Below are 13057 nucleotides of genomic sequence, written 5' to 3' on the forward strand. Positions count from 1 at the left end.
ATTACTTAACGGGGAGCTGGATTTCCTCGCCGTCTGAAAGAATTTTTTCAATATCCAGAAGCATTACCGCGTTTTCGTTCAGGGTAGCAATTCCCTTTACATAATGGTTTGCCGTGTCCCTTGCGAATCGGGGGGTCTCGCTGATCTGGTTTTTGGAAACGTTTGTGACGTCGTTTACGCTGTCGACGATGAATCCGACGCTCAGCTCGCCGGTTTCGGCCACGATGATGCTGGTGTGGTCGTCATACTCCTTCGGAGTCTTGTTGAACTTCAGCCTGATATCCACCAGCGGAACAATTTTTCCCCTCAGATTAATAACGCCGATGATAAAAGGCGGCAAATTGGGGATGAAGGTGACGGGCTGCATCCGGATGATCTCGACCACCTGACTGCTCGGAATTGAGAACAGTTGTCCTTCAATAAAGAAGGTAAGATATTTTTCCGTCGTCATATTCTCATTGGCCGAGGTCGTAATTCTATTTTTTACTGCTGTTTCTGCCATATTGTTTCACCTTTTCTACCGCTGCCGTTTCGGTAAGAGTTTTTGTGCTGCCAATCCCGGCATTATTTTGGCGGCACTCTTATCAGGTCATATAAAAAATCCTATAAATATATATCGGCTTAATTTTAAAATAATTAGTATTACAGCTCGGAAAATATCTGTTTTTCCGTACTTTTTTCCGGAGCGGGTACGGGGCTGTTCTGCGAAGAAGCCGTCCCTTTTCCCGAGGCGTCGAAGGAATAGTTTAAAAAGTACAGATAAATGTCGACGATGGCCTGATAGAGTTCGGGGGGGACTTCCTTTCCCGCTTCCAGCTGGGAAAGGAGGGAAGCGAGGGAGTCGTCGTGGTAAACCGGCACGCCGTTCTCCTGCGCAATGTCTATGATTTTCTGCGCCGCGTAGCCGGAACCGGAAGCGACGACAACCGGTGCGCTGTGCGGGGAATCCTGGGAATACCGCAGGGCGGCGGCGTGATTCGTCCGGTCATACTGTGACATCGATGACATTCTTCCTTTCGTAGATCCTTTTTAAAACCCGCTTTTCTATACTTGGGCTGTCTTCCTGCAGAAACTCAACGCTCTGCGCGGACAGGCCGTTTTTGGAAAATATTTCAGAAATCCGGCTGCCGATTTCCCGGCTGTTTTTCATTAAAGCGGGCGGGCAGCGCATCTGGATGTCGGCTTTTCCGTTTGAAAGGACAATGGAAGCTTCAAAATTTCCCAGAGCCTTGATGTCAAACGACAGATAGAGTCGGACCGGCTTCGGTTCCCCGCGGCTTCTTTTTGAGGATTTTCCGCTGTCGTCGTCTTTTTCGATCCAGATTTCTGAAAACAGGAACTGACCGTTGTAATTCAGCGGCAGCATAAGATGGGTGAAGGGCATATAAACGCTGTTGTCCAGCAGAAGAGACAGGACCGTGTCCTTATATACCGACTGGCTTGCGCCGGAAGGGCCTTGGCGCAGATTTTCGGAAAGGACCTTCATCAGCGAATCGTACAGCTGGTTTTCCGGCTTTTGGGCGGCATTGGTGACGCTCTTCAGAAACATGGCCCGGATTTGACTCATTTTGTCATCGGGCAGATTGAGCTCGTATTTGCAGTAGTCTAGCAGTGCCGTAAGCTTCTCCACGACTTCCTGATGGGAGCTGGTGTTCAGGCGGGCGGTGTGATGGACCAGAAGGGTAATGGTGTCCCTTGCCGCGCCGAAATCGTTGGTGGAAGCGACATACTTGCTCAAAAGGGGAAGAACTTTCTCCTTCAGCAGGCTGAGGTTCCTATCCAGGCTGTTGACAGGCTGCTCAGTCATTAACTGATCTGCCAGCTCCCGCAGCTGTTTGCCGTAGGCGCCGGGAATCTGACGGGCGAGGGTGTCAAGGCTCTGGGTGATCGCCGATGTGGTTTCCGAGATTGAAAAATACCCGTCGAACGCCTTCAGAAAATCGGCCAGAGGCTTTTCCAGGCCGCTTTCCGGATATTCATTCATCAGGTTTCGGAGAACGTCAAATACGGGCCCGGAAAATTTCGTATGATTGCTTCCCTGAAACAGGAGGTTCTTCAACATGTCGTCCGGCTGCATTTTCATTGCGGCGGAGAGCTGTTTCATCAGCAGGGAAACCGGCCTGTTGTCATGGACGTTTTCCGAGCGGCTGAAGGTTTCAAATACGATTTTTTGCAAAGTCTGTGAAAGCGCGGGCGTTTCGCCCAGCTGCTGCAGAAATTTACTGAAAACGGAATTCCGGTTCAGCAGCAGATCAAAGTTGCTGTTCTGGTTGCCCTGCTTGTCGGTATTTGGCTGAAGCACCTTCGTAGGGTCGATGGGCACCATGGATTCCGGCTGTTTTGTCGATGAAATTTTCGGGAGGCTTTCATTTGTGGTAACGGGTGTGGTAATTCTCAGGTTATCGGGCATAAAATCACCTCGAAAATATAAATTGGCGTTAATTTTATAAAATTTGTTACGATATATATATTACAAAGTATTATTAGGCGGTGAAAATTAATGGACAACAATATGGAATCCATGCTGGAAGTATATTTATTTGAAGCAAACGACCTGCTTGAACACCTTGATGAAATTCTGATTAACTGTGAGAAGGCGAATGCTTTCGATACTGACAGCATCAATGAGATTTTCAGGATCATGCATACAATTAAAGGCTCTTCCGCAATGATGCAGTTCAACAGTCTGATGACGATTTCGCACAAGGCGGAAGATTTGTTTTACTATGTACGCGAAAACGGCATTGACGAAAGGCACAACGCGGAGCTTTTCGAGCTGATGTTCCGTTCCAGCGACTTTATCAAGGACGAAATATCCAAGGTGGAAAACAATGAGCCGCTCACAACAGATATCGGCACTTTTGAGCAGGAAATTAACGATTTTCTTAAAAAGATTTCTCAAAAAGAACCCGAACAGGCCAAAATCCAGCCTCAGGTTACGGTCCCCGCACCGGTTCCCGAACAGCCTGCGGTTCCATCCAAAGCCATCCCTGCAGCAGAAGCTTCCAAACAGATTCAGGCATCTGCCGCTCCCGCCCAGGCAGACCCTGATTATCCCTATTCTGTCAGGGTGTTTTTCGATGAGGAAACAGAGATGGAAAATCTTCGCGCGGTCATTCTGGTGAATGCGATCAGGGATATTTATCAGGACATCCGGTATTTCCCGAAGGATATCGACACGAATCCAGCCAGTGCCGAGGAAATCATCGCGAACGGCTTTTTGATTTCCTTTAAAGACCGGCAGGGCCTGACAAGCGTGCTGAAAATTATAGAAAATTTTGTCTATACCAAAAATTATACCGTTTTGGATAAACCGGAAGATGCGCCAAAAGCAGAATCTGCTGAAAAAACCGCTTCGGCGAACAGTGCGGCCGGTCAGGAAACCCAGGGAGCCAATCATGGCTCCGTTAAGCAGAATCTGATCAACGTCAATCTTTCCAAGCTGGACAACCTGATGGATCTGATGGGGGAAATCGTTATTACCGAATCCATGGTGACAACGACTCCTTCCGCTCAGAGCGGCGCGGGTGTGGACAATAACTTTAACAAGGCGTCCCGCCAGCTGCGCAAGCTGACGGACGAGCTTCAGGAAATTGTAATGTCCATCCGGATGGTGCCGATTTCCGGCGTATTCCAGAAAATGAACCGTATCGTGCGCGATATGAGCAAAAAACTGGACAAGGATGTCCAACTGGTCATGATCGGCGAGGATACCGAAGTGGACAAAACCATCATTGACAATATCGGCGATCCGATCATGCATCTGGTCCGCAACGCCATGGACCACGGAATCGAGACCAAGGAAGAACGCGCGCAGACGAACAAATCTCCCAGAGGGACCGTTACGCTCTCCGCTCAGAACACGGGCGGCGAGATCCTGATTTCGGTGCAGGATGACGGAAAGGGCATCGACAAGAAATACGTCCTGCAGAAAGCGAAAAGACAGGGACTGCTGAAAAAGCCGGAAAAAGAATATTCCACCCGGGAAATCTACAGCTTTCTGCTCATGCCCGGATTTTCTACCAACGACGTCGTGACGGAATATTCCGGCAGGGGCGTGGGAATGGACGTTGTAAAAAAGAATGTCGAGAAGGTCGGCGGAGACGTTTCCCTGATCAGCGAGGTCGGGAAAGGGACCAAAATTCTCTTTAAAATCCCGCTTACGCTGGCCATTGTGAACGGTATGAAAATCTCTGTCGGCGAGACGGTGTTCACGATTCCGATCAACAATATCCGCCAGTCGTTCAAGGTGGACCAGTCCAGCCTTCACTATGACACCGATATGAACGAGATCATTATGGTCCGCAACCAGTATTATCCGGTCCTGAGGCTGCACAAGATTTTCGGAATTGAGAGCGAAATCACTGATATCGACAGCGGCATCGTTATTCTGGTGGAGACGCACGAAAAGGCGTACTGCATTTTTGCGGACGCTCTTTTGGGCGAACAGCAGGTGGTCGTCAAATCCCTGCCGATTTACCTTAATCAGTACAATGTAAAAGAAACCGGCATCACAGGGTGCGCCATTCTGGGGGACGGCAGCATCAGCCTGATCCTGGATATCCTCAATCTTTACAACAATAACTGATATTTCAGGGGAGATATGAAATTCGCGGAGGAAAACGATGATACGTTTGACCGATAAAGAGTTCAACGATATCGTAGCTTATATAAAAGGTAATTACGGGATCAATCTTACCAACAAGAGACAGCTGATAGAATCGCGGATGCAGTCCATTCTGCTCGGAAAGGGAATTGATAATTTTTCGGACTATTTCGATTTGATAAAGCAGAATAAATCCGACGAAATCACCGCAATGCTGAATAAGCTTACGACGAACCATACTTATTTTTACAGAGAACCCGCACATTTCAATTTTTTAAAGAATACCATCCTGCCGATGCAGGAAAAGACGAACGCCCGCAGGGACATCCGCATTTGGAGCGCCGGATGCTCGTCGGGGGAAGAAGCGTATACCGCCATCATGACGATGATGGACTATTTTGGGCTGAAAAGGGCCGGCTGGGATTTCCGGATTCTCGCGACGGACATTTCCCTGAAAGCCATGGAAGCGGCGAAACACGGACTGTACGGAACGGAATCACTGAAGGATATTCCAAAGACATGGGAACAAAGGTATTTTATCAAACGGGGCGAAAATCTTTTTGAATTGAAGGAAGAAGTCAGAAATCAGGTCTTTTTTAAACGGCTGAATTTGATGGAACCGTTTTCGTTCCAGCAGCCGTTTGATTTGATTTTTTGCAGAAATGTCATGATTTATTTTGACCAGCCGACCAAAAATGCGCTGATTAACAAGTTTCACGACGTGTTGAAGCCGGGCGGCTATCTTTTTATCGGACATTCCGAGACTGTGCAGAGAGATACCTCGAAATTTTTATATATTGAACCGTCAGTTTATCAGAAAGGATCAGTATCAATATGCCGATGAATCGAAGAATCCGGGTCCTCATTGTAGACGATTCTCTCTTTTTCAGAACAGCGCTGCAGAAAGCGCTGCTGAGCGACGCGAATATTGAAATCATCGGGAGCGCATCCAATGTGGCCGAGGCGAAGAAAAAAATCATGGACCTGTCTCCGGACGTCGTGACCATGGATGTGGAAATGCCGGATATGAAGGGGACGGATTTTCTGAAAAAACTGATTCCCGTCCATCCGGTTCCGGTGGTTCTGGTCAGTTCGCTCGATATTGGAATTTTTGAGGCTTTAAGTGCGGGAGCGGTTGATTTTGTGTTAAAGCCGAACCTGCGCGACAGCAACGATTTTTCTATTTTCTGTCAGGAGCTGTGTGTCAAAATCAAAATCGCCTCTTCCGCAAAGGTGAAACACACACCCTCCCTTGCCTCGATCGCTTCCCTCCCGCTCGTTCTGTCAGGCAAGGACCCGGCGGAACATATTATCGCCATCGGAGCCTCCACGGGCGGCACAGAGGCTACCGCCGAAATTCTGCAGCAGCTTCCCGCCGATATACCGGCGATTCTGGTGGTGCAGCATATGCCGGCGGGTTTTACCAAAATGTATGCGGACCGTCTGAACAAAATCTGCAAATTTACGGTCAAGGAGGCAAGTGACGGGGACCGGGTCGTACAGGGTCAGGCGCTGATTGCCGCCGGGGACAGGCATATGACCCTGGAGAAAGATTTTAAGGGCTACTATGTAAAGTGCGCCGCGGGGGAAAAAGTCAGCGGTCATTGCCCGTCGGTGGACGTCCTGTTCCGCTCGGTGGCCCGAACGGCCGGTAAGGATGCCATGGGCATTATCCTGACCGGTATGGGCAAGGATGGAGCAAGCGGGCTTTTGGAAATGCGGCAGAAGGGCTCCTACACCATCGGACAGGATAAACAGTCCTCCGTTGTCTACGGAATGCCGATGGTGGCGTTTGAGATCGGCGCGGTTGAAAAACAGGCGCCTTGTTCCTCTATTGCCAGGCTGATCATCCAAAAATTGAATAAATAATATTTATAGTGAAAATATTTGTCTAAATTGATTAAATTTTACGAAATATTGTCGATATAGAATAAGGAAAAGCATTCTTTGATTGTGGTTGTGTGTGAGAATGCGTTACTTTTCGTGCTTGAGCTGTAGCGAAAAGCACTCCAGAAAAAGCACTTCAGAAGGGTACGTGGTATTAAGTGAAAAAAGAAAGAAAAAAGAAGATCAAGGTAAGAAAGAAAACCAGCCTGAAAAGAACTCTTCTTCTCGGGATGGTAGGTCTGGCGGTTGCAATCAGCATCGTTTGCGGGACGACAAGCGCCTTTTTGCTTTATTCCAATTCCAGCAGCAATATGGTTTCTCTGATCAATACCAATTCGGTTGCTTATAATCAGGCCGTGCAGCAGGCGATCAATATGTATAAGCTAAGGGCGGAATCCATTGCCGGCAATCAGCAGATTACGGATGAAACGCTGCCTGTTTCCTCCAGAAAGGCAGTGCTGCAGACGCTTTGCCAGCGCTACAATTTTATAGAAGTCGGTCTTGCGGATTCCAGCGGAAGAACGCTGGACGGCACCGATATCAGTGACAGTGACTATTTTCAGACGGCACAAACAGTAGGAACAACCTATGTTTCCAGCCCTGTGGTCAGAAAGACCGATTCCACCGTGGTGCTGTATGTCGCGGCCAAGGTAAACAACGGAAGCAATTATGGCGGCGTTGTTTACGCGGCTTTAAGCAGCGATACTTTCAGCCAGATGCTCGACAATATTTCCGTCGGTAAATCCGGATATGGGTTTATTGTTGATAAATCGGGTACGATCGTTGCCCATAAGGACAGAAAAAATGTTCTTGAATTTGTTAATTATATCAACAAGGCGAAAGAAGACAGTTCCTACGCGGGTGCCGCGTCCGTCGTAAAGAATATGACTTCAGGAAAAACGGGAAGCTCAACCATTACGTTAAACGGCACCAAGCAGTTGATAGGGTATGCTCCGATCAGCGGTACGGACGGCTGGTCCATGGCGGTCAGCGCGAATTCCAATGAGATGATGAGCGGATGCTATACCGCGGTAGCCATCACCGTCGGCTTAATGCTTCTTTTCATTCTGCTGTCTATTTTGGTTGCCTTCAGAATCGCCGGACCCATCGCCAAGCCGGTCGAAAGCCTTGTGCAACGTATCGAGAAACTGTCGGAAGGCGATCTCCACTCCGAAGTGCCTGTAATTCAAAGCAGGAATGAAATCGGCACTCTGGCAGAGACCTTTTCCAGTACGATCGATACACTGACCAGCTACATAGGGGAGATTGCCGTCGTTCTGGACAGCCTGTCCATGGGCGACTGTACGATTGAAGTAACCGAGGACTATAAGGGCGATTTTGTATCGATCAAAACGTCCCTGAACACCATTATCGACAATCTGAACAATGTCTTTTCCGGTATCAACGGATCGGCAGACCAGGTGGCGAACGGTGCAGGCCAGGTTTCCTCCGCCTCGCAGGCGCTTTCACAGGGCGCTACGGAGCAGGCGAGCTCCATTGAGCAGCTTTCGGCTTCCATTACGGAAATTGCGGACGAAGTCAATAAGAATGCCAGCAATTCCCGCCTGGCGAGTCAGCTGTCGTTGGAAGCGTCCAGCGAAGTTGAGGTCGGAAACGAGCATATGCAGCAGATGGTGGAAGCCATGGCGCAGATCAGTGAAACTTCACAGGAAATCGGTAAAATTATAAAGACGATCGAGGATATCGCCTTCCAGACCAATATCCTCGCGCTCAACGCCGCGGTGGAAGCGGCGCGTGCCGGCGCGGCGGGGAAAGGCTTTGCCGTTGTCGCGGATGAGGTCCGCAATCTTGCGAGCAAGAGTGCGGAAGCCGCGAAAAATACCACGGACCTGATTGAAAGCTCGATCAGAGCGGTAGAAAATGGTACAAAGATCGCGGATGAGACCGCCAAGTCTCTCAATAAAATTATTGAAAGCACGAGAAAGACCACGGACCTGATCGGGGAGATTTCAAAGTCCTCGGATGGTCAGGCTTCTTCCATCAATCAGGTCACGATGGGAGTCGATCAGATTTCCGCCGTTGTGCAGACCAACTCCGCCACTGCGGAGGAAAGCGCGGCGACCAGCGAGGAACTGAGCGCACAGGCGCAGCAGCTCAAAGAATCCCTCGCGTTCCTGAAGCTGAGGGATACCGCTGACAGCGTCCCGGACGAAATGGGAGGCACGGCTTCCTCGTTTGACGCCGGGTCCGTTTCCGAAAGCGGTCAGAGCAGTAAGTATTAAATTCCAATATTATAAAATCCCTGCAGCCGGTTCAAGCTCGGCTGCAGGGATTTTTTCATGGGGTCAGAGTTCTTTTGTCCAGTATTTTCGGTCAAGGCTGCGGTACTGTACCGCTTCGGCGACATGCCGGGGCTCGATTTCTTCGCTTTGATCCAGGTCCGCAATCGTGCGGGAAACCTTCAGAATCCGGTCATAGGCCCTTGCCGAAAGCCCGAGCTTTTCAAACGCTTTTTTCAGCAGCTCCCGTCCCGGCTCGTTCAGCCGGCATACCTCCTGGAGCATATCCGGCGTGATTCTCGCGTTGCAGGTAACGGGCGTGCCTTTGAAACGCTCATTTTGCAGCTTTCTGGCGCTGTTTACGCGCTCTTTAATCATCGCGGAGCTTTCGGCTTTTTCCTGAGAACTGATTTCGTCAAACTCCACCGGCGGGACCTCTATGTGCAGGTCCAGCCTGTCCAGCAGCGGGCCGGAAACTCTGGAAAGATAGCGGGAGACCGCGCCGGAGGAACAGGTGCACGGCTTGGTCGGATGCCCGAAGTAACCGCAGGGGCACGGATTCATGGCGGCTACCAGCATCACGGCGCTGGGGTAGGAGATGGTTCCGTTGACGCGGGAAATCGTCACTTTGCCGTCCTCAATCGGCTGGCGCAGGACCTCCATCGCTCCGCGGGAAAATTCGGGCAGCTCGTCCAGAAACAGCACCCCGTTGTGCGCCAGGGAAATTTCTCCGGGGTGCGGAACATTTCCACCGCCGGACAGGCCCGCGGGCGATACCGTGTGGTGGGGCGAACGGAATGGGCGGGAGGTGATCAGGGAAATTCCGTCCGGAAGGGTACCCGCAATGGAGTGGATTTTGGTGGTTTCAATGGTTTCTTCAAACGTCATGTCGGGAAGAATGGATGGAATCCGTTTCGCGAGCATGCTCTTGCCGGAGCCAGGAGGACCGATCAAAAGAACGTTATGTCCGCCCGCCGCGGCAATTTCCAGCGCGCGCTTCGCCTCGTTCTGCCCCCGCACCTCTGAAAAGTCCGGCAAGGGAGGCTGATTTTGCCGCGATGCCGGTACCTCCGAGGCGGGGAGAATTTCTTCCCCTCCGGCAAAATGCTTCATCAGCGTCGGCAGGTCCCTGACAGGGTAAACGGAAATTCCCTCCACGACCACGCCTTCGGCGGAATTCGCTTCCGGCACATAGAGCTTTTGAAACCCCGCCTCCTTTGCCCTGATCGCCATGGGAAGTACGCCTTTTACGGGCCGCACCTCTCCCGTAAGCGACAACTCGCCGATAAACACGCTGTCCTCCACTCCGGCGTCAAGCTGGCCGCTTGCCTTCATCAGCGCGACAAAGAGGGGCAGGTCGTAAATCGGTCCCTCCTTGCGCTTGTCGGCTGGACCAAGATTCACTGTTATTTTATGTACGGGAAATTGAAACCCGCAGTTTTTCATTGCGGAGCGCACTCTGTCCCGGGATTCTCTCACTGACGCATCCGGCAGTCCGACCACATCAAAACCGGGCAGGCCGACACTGATGTCGGCTTCGACAGCCACGGTAAAGGAGTCCAGACCATACAGCCCCATGCTGTAGGAACGTGATACCATCCCCATTCCTCCCTTTATTCTTTTAAAATGATTATACTCCTGTCGAATTCTGTTGGCAATTCCTGACTTGGAATAAAATGGCCGCTTTACAGAATCCGTTCCTCGGTATATAATAATATCAAACGTTTGTTCTGTGAAACTGTCGACAAAATCGACTGCAAAATTTGGGGATCATCTTGGTTCCTGTGTTGGCTGCGCCTTGACATCATTTCCAGGCGCAGGACAGGTTTTTCGATACTCTGTGTTCTATTGATTATACAATTAAAATAAGCGGATTTCCCAATACCTATTTAAAATAGGGCTGGGGATACTGAAAAACGGTATGCGGAGGAATAGGTTGTGGAGCGGGTTATTTTACATTGTGATCTAAATAATTTTTTCGCTTCTGTGGAATGCAGGGACCATCCCGAACTCTGCGGAAAATCCGTCGCGGTCTGCGGCAGCGTGGAGGACCGCCACGGGATCGTGCTGGCTAAAAACGAGCGCGCCAAAGGCTTCGGCGTGAAAACGGCGGAGCCCGTCTGGCAGGCGAAGAAAAAATGCCCGGACCTGCTGGTTGTTCCGCCTCATTTTGACCGGTATCTGTATTTCTCCGATCTGGTAAAGCAGATTTATCTCAGCTATACGAATCAGGTGGAGGCTTTCAGCATTGACGAATGCTGGCTGGATGTTACCGGAAGTACCCGGCTGTTCGGAGACGGGCCGGAGATAGCGGATCAGATACGGGACCGTACAAAATCGGAGCTGGGGCTGGGCGTTTCCATCGGGGTCAGCTTCAACAAAATTTTTGCGAAGCTCGGCAGCGATATGAAAAAGCCGGACGCCACTACCGTGATTACCCGGGAAAATTTCAGGGAAAGGGTATGGCCCCTTCCGACGGGTTCCCTTCTGGGAGTGGGCAGGGTGACCGCTCGGCGTCTGAATTCACTGGGAATTAAAACGATCGGTGACCTGGCGCGCACCGATTCCAAATATATCGTTTCCTCCTTCGGAAAAATAGGATACGATATGTGGAGGAACGCGAACGGGCTGGATGATTCCGGAGTATGCTCAAGCGAGGTTTCCTCCGCGCCGAAAAGCATTGGCAACAGCATCACCTGCGTTCATGATCTCTTCGACTTCGATGAGGTCTGGCCGGTACTGCTGTATCTTGCCGAAAAGATCTCTTTCCGCATGAGGGACGCCGGGGTGATCGCTTCGGGCCTTCAGCTTTCCATCAAGGATAACCGCCTGCATGTTTCGCAGCATCAGATGCAGCTGGAGGTTCCCACCCGGCTGACGATGGACCTGGCTCGGGCGGCGAAAGAGCTGTTTCAGAAGGGCTACGAATGGCCCTGTCCCGTGCGGGCGCTGGGCATCAGCGGCTTCGGCCTCTTGCCGGAGTCGGAAATGCAGCAGACATCCCTGTTCCACAGTATCCTGTGCGATGAAAAAATGGAACAGCTGGAAAGCCGTATGGAACATGTCAGAAACAAATACGGAAAAGCTTCCGTTAAGCGCGCCGTGCTGATGGAAAAGCTTCCGCTTCCAACGGGGGGCGGGGAAAAGCGTTGATTAAGATTTTTCTGGATGTTTTACGATTCTTATGATATAATGAAAATGTTCCTTTATCAGGCCTTGTTTGTAAATAAAAAATCGATGGATTTTCGGATGCAAAGCGTCTATCCGCCTATGTCACCCACGGCTATGGCCATTCAATACGGTTTTCTGCACACTTCGCTTTGAGGCCCTCTGAGGGAACCTCCGGGCAAAACACGTTTGCAGGCGCAGCTGCCGTATGCCGGGTGCTTTTGATGCGGTCAGATGATTTTAGCCGATCGGGATTTTTGCTTTACAAACAGGGCTTGATCTATGTAAATCAAAAATCTTGCGGAGGTCAAATCAGACATTGTCCGACAAAATAGGTATTTTTATAAAATTTAACTAAATAAAACAAATATTTAGCTTCAAAAGCAAAATATTTGTTGACTTAATAGACACAATGAGGTATGATAGATGCAGAATTCAAGTTTAATGTGAGCCATGAGGTGTTGGGCTTGGTTGATAACAACCATTTTAATAAAATGGCAGATTATACCGACAGTCAGCTTGCCTGCCTTGTGAACAGCGGAAATTCGGATGCTTTTGTAGAACTTACCGCGCGCTATATGTCGCTGATCAGGGTCAAGGCGGCGCCGTTTCGCTGTGCGATGCTGGAAGCCGACGATCTGTGCCAGGAAGGGCTTTTGGGCCTTTTAAACGCGGCGCGTACTTATGACTCAGCCGGAAAGGCCGGTTTTAAAACATATGCCGGCGTTTGCATCAATAACCGGATTATTATGGCTTACCGCACGGCGGCCAGCCGCAAAAATCTTCCGCTGAATAATTTTGTTTCTCTCAGCGACGACGGTTCGCACATGGATATGACAGATTGCGCCTCGGATCCTGAAGCGGTGCTGATGGACAGCGAAAGCTACGCGGCTATGCAGCTGCGGATGAAACAGTTGCTTTCAAAGCTGGAGCAGCAGGTGCTGACGCTTTATTTGGGCGGCTGCAGTTATCACGATATTTCGGTGAAACTCGGCGTTTCCTCAAAGGCAGTCGATAATGCTCTGCAGCGGGTTCGGCTGAAATTAAAACAGTTGCTTTAGTTTAGTATATTAATTTCATATGCCCGGGTAGCTTAAGTAGAGCGTTGGAAATCAAAGGCGGCGGTGCAAATCCGTCTATGGGCAAATATCTTTAT

General features: G+C 50.1%; 10 protein-coding genes. 6 read left to right on the top strand and 4 right to left on the bottom strand.

The window, feature by feature from the left end; all coding sequences use genetic code 11:
* Position 1: 1 nt before the first annotated feature.
* From ACQGQ5_RS07285 to ACQGQ5_RS07295, 3 genes are all read right to left on the bottom strand, one after another.
* Positions 2–502, bottom strand: a complete 501-nt coding sequence (locus ACQGQ5_RS07285; protein ID WP_455735866.1) for a chemotaxis protein CheW — start codon at positions 500–502, stop codon at positions 2–4.
* Between the two features lie 140 nt (positions 503–642).
* Positions 643–999, bottom strand: a complete 357-nt coding sequence (locus tag ACQGQ5_RS07290; RefSeq protein WP_455735867.1) for an EscU/YscU/HrcU family type III secretion system export apparatus switch protein — start codon at positions 997–999, stop codon at positions 643–645.
* Complete coding sequence (locus tag ACQGQ5_RS07295; RefSeq protein WP_455735868.1) at positions 986–2410, bottom strand: hypothetical protein; 1425 nt, start codon at positions 2408–2410, stop codon at positions 986–988. Before ACQGQ5_RS07295 ends, ACQGQ5_RS07290 begins: the two co-directional genes overlap by 14 nt.
* A 90-nt stretch (positions 2411–2500) precedes the next feature.
* Between ACQGQ5_RS07295 and ACQGQ5_RS07300 the strand changes: the two genes are divergently transcribed.
* The 4 genes from ACQGQ5_RS07300 to ACQGQ5_RS07315 all read left to right on the top strand — a co-directional run bounded on the left by ACQGQ5_RS07300 (position 2501) and on the right by ACQGQ5_RS07315 (position 8736).
* Complete coding sequence (locus ACQGQ5_RS07300) at positions 2501–4588, top strand: chemotaxis protein CheW (RefSeq protein WP_455735869.1); 2088 nt, start codon at positions 2501–2503, stop codon at positions 4586–4588.
* A gap of 37 nt (positions 4589–4625) precedes the next feature.
* Complete coding sequence (locus ACQGQ5_RS07305) at positions 4626–5450, top strand: CheR family methyltransferase (RefSeq protein ID WP_455735870.1); 825 nt, start codon at positions 4626–4628, stop codon at positions 5448–5450.
* Positions 5441–6475 carry a protein-glutamate methylesterase/protein-glutamine glutaminase gene (locus ACQGQ5_RS07310; protein WP_455735871.1) on the top strand — a complete coding sequence of 345 codons (1035 nt, stop codon included), beginning with the start codon at positions 5441–5443 and terminating at the stop codon, positions 6473–6475. The genes ACQGQ5_RS07305 and ACQGQ5_RS07310 overlap by 10 nt, the downstream gene beginning before the upstream one ends.
* A 176-nt stretch (positions 6476–6651) precedes the next feature.
* Entirely contained in the window at positions 6652–8736 is a 2085-nt protein-coding gene (locus ACQGQ5_RS07315; protein ID WP_455735872.1) for a methyl-accepting chemotaxis protein, read from the top strand.
* Between the two features lie 63 nt (positions 8737–8799).
* On the opposite strand, the gene ACQGQ5_RS07320 is transcribed toward ACQGQ5_RS07315, so the two are convergent.
* Positions 8800–10332 carry a YifB family Mg chelatase-like AAA ATPase gene (locus tag ACQGQ5_RS07320; RefSeq protein ID WP_455735876.1) on the bottom strand — a complete coding sequence of 511 codons (1533 nt, stop codon included), beginning with the start codon at positions 10330–10332 and terminating at the stop codon, positions 8800–8802.
* A 339-nt stretch (positions 10333–10671) separates the two neighbouring features.
* On the opposite strand from ACQGQ5_RS07320, the gene dinB reads away from it, so the two are divergent.
* Both dinB and ACQGQ5_RS07330 read left to right on the top strand, forming a co-directional pair.
* A complete protein-coding gene (gene dinB / locus ACQGQ5_RS07325; protein WP_455735873.1) occupies positions 10672–11886 on the top strand; it encodes a DNA polymerase IV in 1215 nt (404 codons plus the stop codon).
* 434 nt (positions 11887–12320) lie between these two features.
* Positions 12321–12962: a sigma-70 family RNA polymerase sigma factor gene (locus tag ACQGQ5_RS07330; protein ID WP_141825071.1), complete on the top strand. Its 642-nt coding sequence runs from the start codon at positions 12321–12323 to the stop codon at positions 12960–12962.
* The last annotated feature ends 95 nt before the right edge of the window (positions 12963–13057 follow it).

The sequence above is a fragment of the Caproiciproducens sp. genome, assembly GCF_053840905.1.